At 73.1% G+C, this 15,433-nt stretch carries 13 protein-coding genes and 1 pseudogene; 10 read left to right on the forward strand and 4 right to left on the reverse strand.

The window, feature by feature from the left end:
• Positions 1 to 59 precede the first annotated feature (59 nt).
• Positions 60 to 2,579 (forward strand): annotated as a pseudogene (gene purL / locus ACIA5A_RS25645) (phosphoribosylformylglycinamidine synthase subunit PurL); the annotation flags it as partial.
• Between the two features lie 313 nt (positions 2,580 to 2,892).
• Positions 2,893 to 3,690 carry a 2-phosphosulfolactate phosphatase gene (locus ACIA5A_RS25650; protein ID WP_396767001.1) on the forward strand — a complete coding sequence of 266 codons (798 nt, stop codon included), beginning with the start codon at positions 2,893 to 2,895 and terminating at the stop codon, positions 3,688 to 3,690.
• A gap of 94 nt (positions 3,691 to 3,784) precedes the next feature.
• On the opposite strand, the gene ACIA5A_RS25655 is transcribed toward ACIA5A_RS25650, so the two are convergent.
• On the reverse strand, positions 3,785 to 6,097 hold the full coding sequence (locus ACIA5A_RS25655) for a carboxypeptidase regulatory-like domain-containing protein (protein WP_396767002.1): 2,313 nt from the start codon (positions 6,095 to 6,097) through the stop codon (positions 3,785 to 3,787).
• Positions 6,098 to 6,287: 190 nt separating this feature from the next.
• On the opposite strand from ACIA5A_RS25655, the gene ACIA5A_RS25660 reads away from it, so the two are divergent.
• From ACIA5A_RS25660 to amcA, 5 genes are all read left to right on the forward strand, one after another.
• On the forward strand, positions 6,288 to 6,611 hold the full coding sequence (locus ACIA5A_RS25660; protein ID WP_396767053.1) for a sterol carrier family protein: 324 nt from the start codon (positions 6,288 to 6,290) through the stop codon (positions 6,609 to 6,611).
• Positions 6,612 to 6,778: 167 nt separating this feature from the next.
• Positions 6,779 to 8,296 carry an amidophosphoribosyltransferase gene (purF, locus tag ACIA5A_RS25665; RefSeq protein WP_396767003.1) on the forward strand — a complete coding sequence of 506 codons (1,518 nt, stop codon included), beginning with the start codon at positions 6,779 to 6,781 and terminating at the stop codon, positions 8,294 to 8,296.
• Between the two features lie 56 nt (positions 8,297 to 8,352).
• Positions 8,353 to 9,507 carry a phosphoribosylformylglycinamidine cyclo-ligase gene (gene purM / locus ACIA5A_RS25670; protein ID WP_396767004.1) on the forward strand — a complete coding sequence of 385 codons (1,155 nt, stop codon included), beginning with the start codon at positions 8,353 to 8,355 and terminating at the stop codon, positions 9,505 to 9,507.
• 124 nt (positions 9,508 to 9,631) lie between these two features.
• Positions 9,632 to 10,723, forward strand: coding sequence for a cyclophane-forming radical SAM peptide maturase AmcB (gene amcB, locus ACIA5A_RS25675; RefSeq protein WP_396767054.1), 1,092 nt, complete (start codon positions 9,632 to 9,634; stop codon positions 10,721 to 10,723).
• On the forward strand, positions 10,704 to 10,916 hold the full coding sequence (gene amcA / locus ACIA5A_RS25680; protein ID WP_396767005.1) for a multiple cyclophane-containing RiPP AmcA: 213 nt from the start codon (positions 10,704 to 10,706) through the stop codon (positions 10,914 to 10,916). Before amcB ends, amcA begins: the two co-directional genes overlap by 20 nt.
• A gap of 146 nt (positions 10,917 to 11,062) precedes the next feature.
• On the opposite strand, the gene ACIA5A_RS25685 is transcribed toward amcA, so the two are convergent.
• Together ACIA5A_RS25685 and ACIA5A_RS25690 are read right to left on the reverse strand one after the other, a co-directional pair.
• Complete coding sequence (locus tag ACIA5A_RS25685; RefSeq protein WP_107157984.1) at positions 11,063 to 11,278, reverse strand: DUF3073 domain-containing protein; 216 nt, start codon at positions 11,276 to 11,278, stop codon at positions 11,063 to 11,065.
• Positions 11,279 to 11,576: 298 nt separating this feature from the next.
• Positions 11,577 to 12,659, reverse strand: coding sequence for a Glu/Leu/Phe/Val dehydrogenase (locus ACIA5A_RS25690; RefSeq protein ID WP_396767006.1), 1,083 nt, complete (start codon positions 12,657 to 12,659; stop codon positions 11,577 to 11,579).
• Between the two features lie 176 nt (positions 12,660 to 12,835).
• Here ACIA5A_RS25690 and ACIA5A_RS25695 point away from each other — a divergent pair, with 176 nt between their 5' ends.
• Both ACIA5A_RS25695 and ACIA5A_RS25700 read left to right on the forward strand, forming a co-directional pair.
• Positions 12,836 to 13,675: a hypothetical protein gene (locus ACIA5A_RS25695; RefSeq protein WP_396767007.1), complete on the forward strand. Its 840-nt coding sequence runs from the start codon at positions 12,836 to 12,838 to the stop codon at positions 13,673 to 13,675.
• 256 nt (positions 13,676 to 13,931) lie between these two features.
• Positions 13,932 to 14,141, forward strand: coding sequence for a BldC family transcriptional regulator (locus ACIA5A_RS25700; protein WP_007073996.1), 210 nt, complete (start codon positions 13,932 to 13,934; stop codon positions 14,139 to 14,141).
• Between the two features lie 56 nt (positions 14,142 to 14,197).
• Here the strand turns inward: ACIA5A_RS25700 and ACIA5A_RS25705 are convergent, their stop codons facing one another.
• Positions 14,198 to 14,596 (reverse strand): PPOX class F420-dependent oxidoreductase, encoded by a 399-nt coding sequence (locus ACIA5A_RS25705; protein WP_396767008.1) that lies wholly within the window; start codon positions 14,594 to 14,596, stop codon positions 14,198 to 14,200.
• Between the two features lie 53 nt (positions 14,597 to 14,649).
• Here ACIA5A_RS25705 and ACIA5A_RS25710 point away from each other — a divergent pair, with 53 nt between their 5' ends.
• Positions 14,650 to 15,429 (forward strand): class I SAM-dependent methyltransferase, encoded by a 780-nt coding sequence (locus ACIA5A_RS25710; RefSeq protein ID WP_396767009.1) that lies wholly within the window; start codon positions 14,650 to 14,652, stop codon positions 15,427 to 15,429.
• The last annotated feature ends 4 nt before the right edge of the window (positions 15,430 to 15,433 follow it).

Genomic DNA, 15,433 nt, shown 5'->3' on the forward strand with positions numbered 1-15,433 from the left:
GCCGGGACCATCGGTCGGCTCACCCGCCGCGCCGGCGGCGAGCGCAGCAAGGAGACGTCATGACCACCCATCCGGAGCAGAGCCTGCTCCAGTCGCAGGGCGTGGTGCCGCAGAACGGCCCGACCGACGACTGGGCGCCGGGCGTGGACACCGTGCAGCGCGCCGGCGGCACGCCGGAGGAGCTTCAGCCGTACGCCGAGCTGGGTCTCCGCGACGACGAGTACGACCGGATCCGGCACATCCTCGGCCGCCGACCCACCCAGGCCGAGCTGGCCATGTATTCGATCATGTGGAGCGAGCACTGCTCCTACAAGTCGAGCAAGGTGCACCTGCGCCAGTTCGGCGAGAAGGCGCCGCCGAGCGACCGGCTGCTCGCCGGCATCGGGGAGAACGCCGGCGTGGTCCGGGTCTCCGACGAGCTGGCCGTGACCTTCAAGGTCGAGTCGCACAACCACCCGAGCTTCGTCGAGCCGTACCAGGGCGCGGCGACCGGCGTCGGCGGCATCGTCCGCGACATCCTCGCCATGGGCGCCCGTCCGGTGGCCGTGATGGACCCGCTGCGCTTCGGCGCGGCCGACCACCCGGACACCGCGCGCGTGCTGCCCGGCGTGGTGGCCGGCGTCGGCGGCTACGGCAACTGCCTCGGCCTGCCCAACATCGGCGGCGAGGTCGTCTTCGACCCCTGTTACCAGGGCAACCCGCTGGTCAACGCGCTCTGCCTCGGCGTGCTGCCGGTCGACCGGCTGCAGAAGAAGGACGCCACCGGCCCCGGCAACGTCGTGGTGCTGATGGGTGCCAAGACCGGCCGCGACGGCATCGGCGGCGTGTCCGTGCTGGCCAGCGCCACCTTCGACGAGGGCAGCGAGCAGCGCCGCCCGTCGGTGCAGGTGGGCGACCCGTTCATGGAGAAGCTGCTCATCGAGGCGTGCCTGGAGCTGTACGACGCCGAGCTTGTCGTCGGCATCCAGGACCTCGGCGGCGCCGGTCTGACCTGCGCGCTGACCGAGACCGCCGCCTCCGCCGGCACCGGCATGCGGGTCTGGCTGGAGCGGGTCCCGCTGCGTGAGCCGTCGATGGAGCCGCACGAGATCCTGGCCAGCGAGTCCCAGGAGCGGATGCTGCTGGTCGTCACGCCGGAGAAGCTGGAGGCGGTGCTCAAGACCGCCGAGAAGTGGGGCGTCTGGGCCACCGCCATCGGCGAGGTCACCGCACCGTCGCCGGACGGCCGTCCGGGCCGGCTGGTCGTCACCTGGCGCGACCAGCTCGTGGTCGACGTGCCCCCGGGCTCACTGGTGGACGACGGCCCGGTCTACGCCCGCCCGATGCGGGAGCCGGCCGACCTGATCCTGCTCCAGGCCGACCGGGCCGAGACGCTGCCCCGGCCGAGCACCCCGGACGCGCTCCGGGAGACCGTGCTCCGCATGATCGCCTCGCCGAACCTGGCCGACAAGACCTGGGTGACCGAGCAGTACGACAGGTACGTGCTGGGCAACACCGTGCTCGCCCAGCCGGAGGACTCCGGCGTGATCCGGATCGACGAGCGGACCGGCCTCGGCGTCGCGCTCTCCGTCGACGGCAACGGCCGGTACGCCCGCCTCGACCCCTACCAGGGGACGAAGCTGGCGCTGGCCGAGGCGTACCGAAACGTGGCCGTGACCGGCGCGAAGCCGATCGCGGTGACCAACTGCCTCAACTTCGGCTCGCCGGAGGACCCGGGCGTCATGTGGCAGTTCGCCGAGGCCGTGCGCGGCCTGGCCGACGGCTGCCTGGAGCTGGGCATCCCGGTCACCGGCGGCAACGTCAGCTTCTACAACCAGACCGGCGCCGCGGCCATCCACCCGACCCCGGTGGTCGGCGTGCTGGGTGTGCTCGACGACGTCGCCCAGCGGGTGCCGATGGGCTTCGAGCCGCGGGCGGCCGGCGACCACGACCAGCTCTTCCTGCTGGGCGAGACGCACGTCGAGCTGTCCGGCTCCGAGTGGGCGTGGGTGACCCACGAGCACCTCGGCGGTATCCCGCCGCAGGTCGACCTGGCCCGCGAGCGGCAGCTCGGCGAGCTGCTGGCCGAGGCGGCCCGGGTCGGGCATGTCAGCTCGGCGCACGACCTCTCCGACGGCGGCCTGGCGCAGAGCCTGGTCGAGTCCGCGCTGCGTCGTGGCGTCGGCGCGCAGATCGCGCTCCCGGAGCACTTCGCCGAGGGCTCGATGCCGTTCGTCTTCCTGTTCAGCGAGTCGGCCGGCCGGGTGCTGGTGTCGGTGCCGCGCGGGCACGAGAAGGCGTTCACCGCCCTGTGCGGCGAGCACGGCGTGCCGTGGGAGTTCATCGGCGTCACCGACCCGACCGGCGGCGCGCTGGAGGTGCGCGGCCAGTTCCGGATCGCACTGGACGAGCTGCGCGAGGCGCACGGCGCGACCCTTCCGCGCCTCTTCGGCCCGGCCGAGGCGCCGCAGGTGGAGGTGGCGGCGACGCGTACCGGCACCAGCACCGTGCTCCCGGCCACCGCCGAGCAGCCGGTCGGCGTGGAACCGGCCCAGGTCGCCGCCGAGCCGATCGCCGAGACCGGCGTGAAGGCCGAAGTGCCGGGCGACCAGGCCCGGCCGAACGCCGAGGCCGCTCCGGCCCGCTCCACCGCGACGCCGGAGGACGTGTCCGCCGGGTCGACCCGGGCGACCCGGGCCGGACGCGCGGACGCGGCTCCGGGCACCGCCGGGACCGAGGCCGGGTCCACCGGCCCGGCTCCGGGCACGGCCGGGACCGAGGCCGAGTTCACCGCCCCGGCCCCGAGCACGCCGAACGGACCGGGCCCGGCGCGGGCCGGAGAGACGCCCACCGGCGGCCCGAGCGACCCGGCCGAGGCGGCGACCGCCCCGGACGACACCCGGACGGCCTCCGATGAGCCCGACCCGCGCCCCGCGCCGGATCAGCGCTGAGGCTCTGGCCTTGGCCGTCTACGCCCAACCCGGCGCCGGCGCCCGCTTCGACTGGGGGCTGACCGGGGCGGCGGAACTCGGCCGGGTCTGTGCCGCCCTGGTGGTGGTGGACGTGCTGTCGTTCACCACCGCCGTCGAGGTCGCGGTCAGCCGAGGCTCACGGGTGCACCCGTTCCCGTGGGGTGAGCAGGCCGCCGAGTACGCCCGCCGGGTGGGCGCCGTCGCCGCCGTGGGCCGCCGGCAGACGACCCCGGAGCATCCGTGGTCGCTCTCCCCGGCGGCGCTGCGGACCGCCCCGGTGGTCGCCGACCTGGTGCTGCCGTCGCCCAACGGCTCGGCGATCAGCGCCGCGGCGAGCGCCACCGGCATCCCGGTGGTCGCGGCCTGCCTGCGCAACGCGCGCGCCGTCGGGCGTTGGCTCCGCCACCAGGGGTACGGCACGACCGACGCCCCGGTGGGTGTGGTGGCCGCCGGCGAGCGGTGGCCCGACGGGTCGCTGCGCCCCTGCGTCGAGGACCAGCTCGGGGCGGCCTGCGTGCTGGACGCGCTGGCCGGGGTGCCCGGCGGTCTCTCGGTGGAGGCGGCCATGGCGTTGGCCGCGCTGGCCAGCACGCCGGACGTGCCGGCGGCGGTCCGGGGCTGCGTGTCCGGCCGGGAACTGGCCGAGGGCGGCTTCGCCGGGGACGTTGCGATCGCCGTCGAGGTCGGTGTCTCCGACGTGGTGCCGGTGCTCCGCCAGGGCTACTTCACCGCAGCCTGACCGCGGCCCCGCTCTCCCCGCCGGGGCGGAACCGTGACCTGACGACGATGGCCGCCCGCGGTCGCGGACGGCCATCGTGGTGGTGAAGGTGCGCTCAGTCGTCCAGCCAGTCGAGACGTCGGCCACTCCGGTCGGGCTGGCCGTCCGGGCGGGTCCGACCGGCGGCCTGCGCCGGGTCGTTGTGGTAGCCGCCCTGGTTGTCGTAGCCACCGCCGCGCTGCTGCGGCGGCTCCTGGCCGTAGCCGCCCTGCTCGCCGTAGCCGCCGCCCGGCGGCGACTGGCCGTAGCCGTCACCGTAGCCGCCGCGCTGGTCGTAGCCGCCCTGTTGGCCGCCGTCGTAGCCGCCCTGCTGGCCGTAGCCGCCCTGCTGGCCGGCGTCGTAGCCGCCCGACTGCCGGCCGTCGTAGCCGCCCGACTGCCGGCCGTCGTAGCCGCCCGACTGCCGGCCGTCGTAGCCGCCCGACTGCCGGCCGTCGTAGCCGCCGGCCGGGTTGGCGTCGTAGCCGCCGGTGGGCGCGTCGCCGTAGCCGCCCTGCTGCCGGGTGCCCTCGTATCCGCCGGCGGCGTTGTCGTAGCCACCCGCCGGGGCGTCGCCGTAGCCGCCGGTCGGCCGGTTGCCGCCGTAGCCGGGGGCGTCGCCGTATCCGCCGGCCGGGGCGTCGCCGTAGGCCGCACCCCGGGGGGCGTCGTAGCCGCCCGTCGCGTTCGCGTCGTAACCGCCGGTGGGCGCGTCGCCGTAGCCGCCCTGCTGCCGGCCGCCGTCGTAGCCACCGGGTGCGTTGTCGTAGCCGCCCGGCGCGGCGCCGTAGCCGTAACCGTCGCCCTGCTCCGCGCCCCGGCCGTACGGGCCGGAGGCGGCCTGGTCGTAGCCCTGCCCCTGCTCGGGCTGGTAGGTGCTGGTCGGGTACGGGTCGGCCGCCGGCGCGTACTGGGTGCCGTCACCGGTGTAGCGGCCGGTGGGCTCGTCGAAACGCTCGTTGCCGTAGCCGCCGCCCTGCGCCTGCGGGTAGCCGGCCGCTCCCGCTGCCCCTGTCGCGTAGTCCGGGCTGCCGTAGCCGGCGCCGGAGGACGGGCCGTTGCCGTAGCCGCTGCCCGAGGAGGGCGCGTTGCCGTAGCTGTTGTTGCCGCCGTAGCCACCCTGCCCGGGCGCGTCGTCGCCGTAGCCGTATCCGGCCCCCGCTCCGACGCCGTACCCGGCACCGGGCGGTGCGCCGTACGGGTCCGGCGGGACGTCGTCCACGACCGGGCGTTGCAGCATGGTCGGCGCCTCGCTGAGCGCGGCGCCACCGACCATGGTCGGCGCCGGGCCGGCGCCCATGCCGTTGACCACCCGGGTCTGGTCGTCCGCGCCCCGGTAGGCGCCCCGGGCCGCGGGGATCGCGCCGGCTGCGGCGGCCCCACCCGGGCCACCCGGTCCGACCGGACCGCCCGGGCCGTCGCCGTCACCGTCGTCGTTCTTGCGGCGCATGTAGAGCAGCACGATGGTGCCCACACCGACGGCGACGAAGAGGCCGCCGAGCAGGATGAGCAGCCACGAGCCGAAGCCGCCGGAGTCGTCGCTCGCGGCCGCCGGTGGGGCGGCCGGGGCGTCGGAGGTGGCCGCGTCGGTCGCCTCGTCCTCGGTCACTTCCTCGGACGGCGGGGCGGACTCGCTGGCCGACGGCGTCGCGCTCGGGCTCGCCGACGCCTTCACCGCGATGCTGAGCCGGATTCCGGTGGCGGACTGACCCGCGGCCGCGTTGATCGACTTGGCGGTGGGGCTGGCGCCGTCCGCGGAGGCGCCCAGGTCGATCCGCCCCGGTGCGATCGGGTTGTCGGCGGAGCCGCTGAAGCTGAAGTTGCCGCTGCCGTTCGTGTTCGTCCGGCGCTCCTTGCTGGCGCTGTCACGCAGCATGACCAGCGCGCCGGAGATCGGCTCGCCGTCGGAGTTGACCACCTTGCCGGAGACCGTCTTCACGGTCTGCGGCTGCTGCGGCGCGGCTGGTCCGCGAACCGTCATGGCGCGCGAATCGCCACCCTGTTCATTACCCGCTCGTGCGGATACGCGAACTTGTCCCGACTTGGTCGCACCCTGCGGCAAGTTATCAGCGACGAGCGTGACATTGAAGGTGGCAGTCTGCCCAGCTTCGATGGCCTGGGCCGGCACCCGGCATCCGCCCTGGCACGTCAGCCCGCCGAAGGTGTCGACAGTGACGCTGAAAACGCTGGTGGACTCATTGTTGTTCTTGACGGTGAAGGCCATGCCTGTCTGCTGACCGCTCGACAAAGAGTCAGTCGACAAGGTGGTGATCTGCACATCAGGGTTCGCCGCGAGGGCGGGTGTGGCGGGGACGGTGAGCAGCGCGCCGAAGACCAGCGCCACGACCACACCGGCCCGATGCGTCCAGGCACGTCGGTGTGTTGACACGTCCACCGCCTTCCGGGTCTGATCTCCCCGCCGGCCGGTCCGGCCGGGTCGATCACTCACGGTACGAATTACGCCGTCGGCAACTATGCCTTGTCTGACCGGATCATCTCTACCCAGGGCCGGCGTCGGGCGGCCTTCTGCCGGGTCGTATCGTCCCGTCGTGTCCTCTCCGCACGCTTATTCCGACTCGGTGCTCGCCGCGCTCACGGCGCTGGACGAGGGGCGTACGGCCGAACGGCCGGTGTTGCGGGAGGCGGTCCGGACGCTCTTGGCCGCCCTCGCGGAGCGCGCCCCCGGCCGATCGGTGGAGGTGCGGGTCCCACCCTACGGCGCGGTGCAGTGCGTGGCCGGGCCGCGACACACCCGCGGCACCCCGCCGAACGTGGTGGAGATGGACCCGGCCACCTGGCTGGCGGTCGCCACGGGACGCCTCGGCTGGGCGGAGGCGGTCACCGAGGGTCGCGTGCGGGTCTCGGGGAACCGGGCCGACCTCTCCGCGTACCTCCCGATTTAGTCGGTCGGCGGAGCCGGTCCGGGTCACGCTCGGCGGACATGTCGTGACTGTCGGTGGCGACGTCTGTTCGCGTACACTGGTGCCCGACGACGGTCCCGGCCCACGGTGCGGAGCTGCCCCCCGACTCCGCCAGGCCAGTCCAGACCCCCAGCACGAGGGAGCGGCAGGTGCCCCGAGGCGATGGCCGGCTGAGCCACGACCTTGACCCCCAACGACCCGGCCCCCAGGACGCGTGCGGCGTCTTCGGTGTCTGGGCGCCCGGGGAAGAGGTAGCCAATCTGACCTACTTCGGGCTCTACGCCCTGCAGCACCGGGGTCAGGAGGCCGCCGGCATCGCGGTCAGCGACGGCTCCGGCGTGGTGGTCTACAAGGATCTCGGCCTGGTCGCCCAGGTGTTCGACGAGCCGACGCTTGCCAGCCTGCGCGGGCACGTCGCGATCGGGCACGCGCGCTACTCGACCACCGGCGGTTCGACCTGGGAGAACGCCCAGCCGACGATCCGGGCCACCAGCGCCGGCACCACGATCGCGCTGGCCCACAACGGCAACCTGGTCAACACCGCCGACCTCCAGCGCGAGGTGTCCGCCCGGGGCATGGACTCCGACGGGTCGAGCAACGACACGTCGCTGGTGACGATGCTGCTGGCCAGCCGGCCCGACCTGTCGGTCGAGGCGGCCGCGCTCGAGGTGCTGCCGCAGCTGCGTGGCGCGTTCAGCTTTGTCTTCATGGACGAGTCGACGCTCTACGCCGCCCGCGACCCGCACGGCGTGCGCCCGCTGGTCCTCGGCCGGCTGGAACGCGGCTGGGTGGTGGCGAGCGAGACCGCCGCGCTGGACATCGTCGGCGCGAGCGTGGTCCGTGAGGTGGAGCCGGGCGAGCTGATCGCGATCGACGAGGGCGGGCTGCGGTCCAGCCGGTTCGCCGCGCCGGAGCCCAAGGGCTGCCTCTTCGAATACGTCTACATCGCCCGGCCGGACGCCACCATCGCCGGGCGTAACGTGCACGCCGCCCGGGTGGAGATCGGCCGCCGGCTCGCCAAGGAGCACCCGGTCGAGGCCGACCTGGTGATCCCGGTGCCCGAGTCGGGCACGCCGGCGGCCATCGGCTACGCCGAGGAGTCCGGCGTCACCTACGGCCAGGGCCTGATGAAGAACCCGTACGTCGGGCGCACGTTCATCCAGCCCTCGCAGACGCTGCGCGCGCTCGGCGTCCGGCTGAAGCTGAACCCGCTGCGGCAGAACGTCCGCGGCAAGCGGCTGGTGGTGGTGGACGACTCGATCGTCCGCGGCACCACCCAGCGGGCCATCGTCCGGCTGCTGCGGGAGGCGGGCGCGCTGGAGGTCCACGTGCGGATCTCCTCGCCGCCGGTCAGTTGGCCCTGTTTCTACGGCATCGACTTCGCCACCCGGGCCGAACTGCTGGCCAACGGGCTGGACAACGAGGGCATCCGGCGGTCCATCGGCGCCGACACGCTGGGCTACGTATCCCTGCCCGGTCTCATCGCGGCGACCGAGCAGCCGAAGACCCGGCTCTGCCGGGCGTGCTTCGATGGGGAGTACCCGATCGAACTGCCGGCCGGAAACCTGATCGGCAAGCACGTGCTCGAGGGAGTGGGCCGCCGGGTCGTCGCCGAGGCGGCCGAGCCCACCAGCCCGCTCGTCGCCACACCGACCCATCACCCGTAGCACCACCGACGCGGGTCCGGCCGCTCCGGCCCCGCGGAACCACAAAGGGGAGAACCGTGACGCACGTGTCCGAGCGCAGCGGCGCAGGATCCAGCCCGACGGGCGCCGGCGGCGACCGCCAGCCCTGGTCGGCGGGGTCCGGCCGCACGCAGCGCAAACGCTCGGTCTCGTACGCCGACGCCGGGGTGTCGATCGAGGCGGGCGACCGCGCGGTCGAGCTGCTCAAGTCCAAGGTCAGGGAGACCCGCCGCCCGGAGGTCATGGGTGACCTGGGCGGCTTCGCCGGCCTGTTCCGGCTGGACACCAAGAAATACAAGAGCCCGATCCTGGCCTCCTCCACCGACGGCGTGGGCACCAAGCTGGTGATCGCCCAGCAGCTCGACATCCACGACACGGTCGGCATCGACCTGGTCGCCATGGTCGTCGACGACCTGGTCGCGTGCGGCGCCGAGCCGCTGTTCCTGCTCGACTACATCGCCACCGGCGAGGTCGTGCCGGACAAGGTCGCCGAGATCGGCGCCGGCATCGCCGACGGCTGCCGGTACGCCGGCTGCGCGCTGCTGGGCGGCGAGACCGCCGAGCACCCCGGCGTGCTGCGCCCGGACGAGTACGACATCTCGGCCACCGGCGTCGGCGTGGTGGAGGAGAGCGAGATCCTCCGCCCGGAGCGGGTCGAGGTGGGCGACGTGGTGATCGCCATGCGCTCCTCCGGCCTGCACTCCAACGGCTACTCGCTGGTCCGGCACGTGCTGCTCGGCGCCGGCCGGATGCGGCTGGACGTGGTGCTCGACGACTTCGGTCGCCAGCGCACGCTGGGCGAGGAGCTGCTCACCCCGACCAAGATCTACGCACAGGACTGCCTCAAGCTGATCGCCGAGGCCGAGGTGCGGGCGCTGGCCCACGTGACCGGCGGCGGCATTCCCGGCAACCTGGTCCGGGTCCTGCCCGAGCACGTCGACGCGGTGGTCAACCGGTCCACCTGGAAGCCGCAGCCGATCTTCGACCTGATCCAGTCCAAGGGCCGGATCGAGGACCCGGAGATGGAGTCGACGTTCAACATGGGCGTCGGCATGTTCGCCATCGTCTCCGCCGAGGACGCCGACCGCGCGCTGGCCACCCTGACCGGCCGGGGCGTCGACGCCTGGCAGGCCGGCGAGATCATCGAGGGTTCCGGCAACGTGCAGATGGTCGGCCAGCACACCCGCGGCTGATCACCCTGCGTTGATCATCCGAGCACCTGATCGGGGGTTCACCCGAGTGGCCGCCTCCGCCTAGCCTGAAGGTTCGGTTTCTTCAGGCGGGGGAGGGTCGATGGCTGCGCGTACGCCTGGCGGAATGCGGGGCATCGCCACCGTCCCCTCGTACGTGGTGATGCAGCCGACCACGCTGTGCAACCTCGACTGCGCCTACTGCTACCTGCCGCTGCGCGCGGCGGACCGGCGGATGCCGGTGGCGGTGGCCGAGGCGGTGGCGGCGTCGGTGAACCCCTGGGCGGCCGAGGGCCGGTGCTCGGTGGTCTGGCACGGCGGTGAGCCGCTCGCCGCCGGCCGGGAGCACCTGGCCGCGCTGCTGGCCCCGTTCGGGCCGGAGGTCGAGCACCACGTGCAGACCAACGCGACGCTTGTCGACGACGCCTGGTGCGCGTTCTTCGCCGAGCACCGGGTGCGGGTCAGCGTGAGCGTGGACGGCCCCCGGGCGCGCAACGCCGAGCGGGTCACCCGGGGCGGCCGGCCGGCGTACGACCGGATCGTGGCCGGCGTGGCGGCGCTGCGCCGGCACGGGCTGCCGTTCTCGGCCCTCGCGGTCGTCTCCCGGCCGGAGCCGGGGTTGGCGGCCGAGCTGTACGACTACTTCCTCGACCTGGGCTGTGAGGTGCTGGGCGTCAACATCGAGGAGACCGAGGGGGTCAACACCCGGACGAACGCGCGGGACGAGGCGGCGGTGACCGGGTTCTGGTCCGAACTGGTCGCGGCGTGGCGCCGGGATCCCCGGATCCACCTGCGAGAGGTGGAGTGGTCGCTGCGGTACGCCGGCGCGGTGCTGGCCGGTGCCGGCGACGAGGTGCTGCCCCGGCGGCTCGACCCGATCCCGACGGTCGGCCACGACGGTTCGGTGGTGGTGCTCTCGCCCGAGCTGGCCGGCTTCACCGACCCCCGCTACGGCGACTTCGGCAGTGGGAACGTGCTGGCCACCCCGCTGCGGGAGATCCTCGCCGACGCCGGGCGCACGCCCTGGGTGGGCGAGTTCCTCGCCGGCGTGGAGGCGTGTCGGGCGTCCTGCGCCTACTTCGGCTTCTGTGGCGGCGGCCATGCCGCGAACCGCTACTTCGAGCAGGGGCGGTTCGACGGTACGGAGACCGAGCACTGCCGCAACAGCAAGATCCGCCTATTGGAGGGAGTGTTGGCGCATGCCCGAGATCATCAGTGAGACCGACCGGGACGTGGTCACCGACCGGGTGCGGGATGCCGCCGCGGGGCTGTCCGCGCTGCTCCACGAGGCCGAGGCGGCGCGCCTGCTGCGGGCGGAGGTGTCGGGGTCGGACGGGGCCCACGCGGTGTGCGCGTGGAACCACTTCGAGAACATCCCGACGTTCTACAACTGGAACAACCGGCCGCGCTGAGGGACGTTTCCGCGATCAAGGACCTGCCGTCGCCGCCGGGGAGGCGCCCGGTGCGGCAGGTCCCTGATCGTCGGTCGTACGCCGTCCCCGGGTGAGCACATGCGTGAGCACGCGGGGGCTACCGCGTGCTCAGATGTGACCGGAGGTCAGCGGGTCGGACGGGCCCAGGGGTCCGGATCGTCGTCCGCGTGGTCCTCGTCATCGTCGTCGACATACTCTTTGTAGTCGTCGTCGAAGTTGTGCTCAGACTTTCCACTACCCGCCAACTCACGCTGCAAGGCGGTTAGGTCGGTGTTCGGGGAGTGGTACTTCAACTCCCGGGCCACCTTCGTCTGCTTGGCCTTAGCACGGCCGCGCCCCATGGCTCGACCCCCTCGCACAGAATGCGGGGCAGCCCGAAGGCGGGCCCCGATGACGTCAGGCATCTCTCGTGGCTCTTACGGTACATGGGGATGCCACCGTTCGGCACCTCGGGTCGCCGTCGACCGGCCTTGCGCGTCGTAGTGTTGCGACCGTCACACAGTGTACCGGGTAAGGAGCGTCCACGGGGACCGGCCGTGACAGAAAGCAAACTGGCAGGAAGCGACCAATAACCAGCTTAACGCCCTGATCGCGCCCGCGCGGCCCGGGGGCGGAGCGACGACCCGCCCCCGGAAGCCGTCAGCGCAGGTGGATGGCGCGCAGCCGGCCGACGTCAGCCATCCGCCGCTCGGCGAGCCGGTCCGCCGCGACCGCCGGGGGCACACCCTCGTCGTCGGCGAGGCGCAGGATCTCCCGGGTGGTGTCGAAGATCCGGGTGGCGCGCAGCTTGGCCCGCTCGAAGTTGAAGCCCTCGATCTCGTCCGCCACCTGGATCACGCCGCCGGCGTTCACCACGTAGTCCGGGGTGTAGAGGATGCCCCGGTCGGCGAGGACCTTCTCGATGCCGGCGTGGGCGAGCTGGTTGTTCGCCGCGCCGGTGACCACCTTGGCCCGCAGCACCGGGACGGTGTCGTCGTTCAGCGCGCCGCCCAGCGCGCACGGGGCGTACACGTCGATGTCGGACGCGACGAGCGCCGCGGTGTCGTGGACCAGGGTGACCTGCGGGTGGGTGGCGCGCACCCACTCCTGGGCGCGCGGGTTGACGTCGGTCGCCACCACCTCGGCCCCGTCCTCGATCAGGTGCGTGGTCAGGTACTTGCCGACCTTGCCCAGGCCGGCCACCCCGACCCGCCGGCCGGCGAGCGTGGGGCTGCCCCACACGTGCTCGGCGGCGGCCCGCATGCCCTGGAACACACCCCAGGCGGTGAGGATCGACGAGTCGCCGGCGCCGCCGTGCTCCACGCTGCGGCCGGTCACGTAGCGGGTCTCCCGGGCGATCACGTCCATGTCGGCGACGTAGGTGCCGACGTCGCAGGCGGTGTAGTAGCGGCCGTTGAGCGACTCCACGAAGCGACCGTAGGCGCGCAGCAGGGCCTCGCTCTTGAGCTGCTCCGGGTCGCCCCAGATGACCGCCTTGCCACCACCGAGGTCCAGGTTGGCCAGGGCGTTCTTGTAGGCCATGCCACGGGAGAGGTCGAGCACGTCGGCGAGGGCGTCGGCCTCGCTCGCGTACGGGTAGAACCGGGTGCCGCCGAGGGCGGGGCCCAGCGCGGTGGAGTAGATCCCGATGATCGCCTTCAGGCCGGACTGCTTGTCCTGGCAGAACACGACCTGTTCGTGACCCGTGGCTCCCGGGTCGTCGGTGCTGGCGAATACGCCCATGGCTGACTCCTGTGTCGGTGTGCGCCCTTGTGGGGCGCGGAACCTTCGGTGGCACGCCGGCGGGATGCTGCCGGTGTCGTTGAGCCTAATATCGGCCGGAACCGTACTGTCGCCCACGTCACGCCGCCGGTGTGACGGCGGCGACGGACGGTCCCGTCTCGTGGGAGGATCGCGCCGTGCCGTCGCTCTTCGCTTCATACCTGCGCGTGTACGAGCCGCTGACCGCCTTCGACCGGGACCGGCAGTCGTACTGGCGCCGGTACGTCAGCGAGGGACGGGCGATCGCCCCGCTGGAGGGGCCGGGCCGGCAACGGACCTCGGTGATCGAGGCGTTGGGCGCGGGCTGGACCCGGCTGCCCGACCTGCCCGACGAGGCGTACGTCCTGGAGGCCGACGACACGCTGCTGGTCTGCCCGTGGAACCTGCGGATCCGGGTCGCCGAGGCGGCGCTGAGCGCCCGCGACGGCGTGCCGTCGGTGCTGGCCGACGCGTTCGTGCCGCCGGTCCTGGCCGGGCAGGCGAAGGCCGTGGTGGAGGACTGGCGCAGCGGGGCGCGGGTGCTGGAGCACGGGGTGCCGCGGGTGCACGAGCAGGTCGCCACCTGGGGCGTGCCGCTGCGCTGGTTCGTGCTCTTCGAGGCCGGGGAGCGGCACCTGGTCACCGACCCGGAGCGGCGGGCGCTGCGCTACCGCACCGAGATCTCCAAGGCGCGCCGGCGCTCGTCGCGGGCGTTGTCGGTGCTGCGCAAGTCGGTGGGCGAGGCGCCGATCACCGAGGCGGTCGAGGAGGCCGCCCGCTGGCTGGAGGAGTTCCACCCGCGGTCGGTGGTGGAGCTGGACTACGGCGGGCTGGTGCGGTTGCTGCCGGACGAGACGCTGACCGAGGACGACTCGACCGAGCTGGTCGCGACCGGGCTGGCCGGGCTGGCGCGGGGCGAGGCCGAGGAGGCGTCGGCGGCGTACGACAAGCTGGTCGCCCGCTGGCGCGCGGTGCAACTTCTGGAGCGCTGCAACTGACGCCCGGTTTGCCCCTCTTCGACCTACCGGATACGAGAGTGTCTCGTAGTTGACGCATCACGAACCGTGATCATGAGTCCGAATAAGGTAGTTTCTGCGGCATAAAAGTCGTAAAAATCGGGCATGGTTCATCCGTCCGTCTAGGGACCTTCAGCCGTTCGGCCCATGTCGGACATCGGGGACTAGCCGGACCATGGGAGACGCGTCGGCCGGCGGGACCCCGGCCGATGTCTATACATGTGGAGGAGTGACCCCGATGGCATCGCGAACGCACGAACCAGAGCCGCTACTCACACCGGCCGAGGTGGCGTCGATGTTCCGAGTCGACCCGAAGACGGTGACCCGGTGGGCCAAGGCTGGCAAGCTCAGCGCCATCCGGACCCTGGGCGGCCACCGCCGTTACCGCGAGTCGGAGGTACGGGCCCTGCTGCAGGGGCAGATCCCCCAGCAGCGTCAGGGGGACTGACGACACGGAGTTTCCAGCTCTTCGATCAGGGGCGGTCGGCCGACGGGCCACCGCCCCTAATCGTGTCCGGGGGCGGTCGGATCCAGCACGATCCGCAGCCCCACCGTGCCGCTGTCCCCCCGGCGCAGCCGGCTGCCCAGCAGGCTGAGCCGGCCGATCAGCCGATACTTCCGCTTCAGCAGCTCCCGCACCCGGCGGGTGCTCTCCGGATCGTCGATCGTGGCGTGGCCCGGCACCGCCGCCCCGTGCGGCCGGCCGCGCACGTCGCACGGCGCCACCGTGACCCGGCCGTCGCGCCGGATCCGCTTCACCTTGCCGGAGTCGGACACCGTCCACACCGCCAGCGCGTCGCCGTCGCGCACCGCCCACACCGGCGTCGGCACCGCCCGGCCGTCCTTGCGGAACGTGGTGAGCAGGACGTACTTCTCCGCCGCGAGGCGATCCAGGTCGGTCACGCCGCCCAGGATACGGCCGCGACCGCGCCCGCGAGCCCGGATAGCGTGCTCCCATGACCAGCGAGCCCACGATCGGCGACGTGTTCGGCGAGATGATCCGCGACGCGTACGCGGTGGCCACCGGTGTCGGGCCCCGGCCGATGGCCGGTGGGCGACTGCCCCGCCCGGTCATCGAGATCATCGAGCGGGACGACGGGCTGGTCAACGGCGCGCCCGCCGGTCACTACCTGGACCCGCCCGAGCGGTGGCAGCCGCACGACCACCGGGCGGTGGACCGGGTCCACGGCCACGTGCTCGACGTCGGCGTCGGCGCCGGCCGGATCGCGTTGCGCCTCCAGGAGCGCGGGGTGCCGGTCACCGGCCTGGACACCTCGCTCGGGGCGCTGCTCGTCAGCCGTCACCGGGGCGTACGCGAGCTGGTGCACGCCACCGTCGACGAGCACGTCGCCGACGGCCGGCGCTACGACACGTTCCTGCTGCTCGGCAACAACCTCGGCCTGTTCGAGGGGCGGGAACGCGCCCCGGCTCTGCTGGCCGCGCTCGCCGCGCTGGCCCGGCCCGGCGCGCGGGTGATCGCGCACGGCACCGACCCGTACGGCACCACCGACCCGGTGCACACCGCCTACCACGAGGCGAACCGGCGGCGGGGCCGGCTGGGCGGGCAACTGCGGCTGCGGCTGCGCTACCGGCTGCTCGGCACCGAGTGGTTCGACTACCTGGTGTGCTCGCCCGAGGAATTCGCCGAGCTGGTCCACGGCTCGCCGTGGCGACTGGCCGACGTGGACAGCACCGACCACCCGTACTACCTCGCCACGCTCGAGCTGAGGCGTTAGGAAG

It is taken from the genome of Micromonospora sp. NPDC051300, from assembly GCF_044455315.1.
GTDB lineage: Bacteria > Actinomycetota > Actinomycetes > Mycobacteriales > Micromonosporaceae > Micromonospora > Micromonospora robiginosa.

What these genes read in the sequence shown, in the direction of transcription:
- ACIA5A_RS25650 (WP_396767001.1), top strand. Translation starts at nt 2,893, where the DNA reads ATGAGCCCGACCCGCGCCCCGCGCCGGATCAGCGCTGAGGCTCTGGCC.
- amcB (WP_396767054.1), top strand. Translation starts at nt 9,632, where the DNA reads ATGCGGGGCATCGCCACCGTCCCCTCGTACGTGGTGATGCAGCCGACC.
- amcA (WP_396767005.1), top strand. Translation starts at nt 10,704, where the DNA reads ATGCCCGAGATCATCAGTGAGACCGACCGGGACGTGGTCACCGACCGG.
- ACIA5A_RS25685 (WP_107157984.1), bottom strand. Translation starts at nt 11,278, where the DNA reads ATGGGGCGCGGCCGTGCTAAGGCCAAGCAGACGAAGGTGGCCCGGGAG.
- ACIA5A_RS25690 (WP_396767006.1), bottom strand. Translation starts at nt 12,659, where the DNA reads ATGGGCGTATTCGCCAGCACCGACGACCCGGGAGCCACGGGTCACGAA.
- ACIA5A_RS25700 (WP_007073996.1), top strand. Translation starts at nt 13,932, where the DNA reads ATGGCATCGCGAACGCACGAACCAGAGCCGCTACTCACACCGGCCGAG.
- ACIA5A_RS25710 (WP_396767009.1), top strand. Translation starts at nt 14,650, where the DNA reads ATGACCAGCGAGCCCACGATCGGCGACGTGTTCGGCGAGATGATCCGC.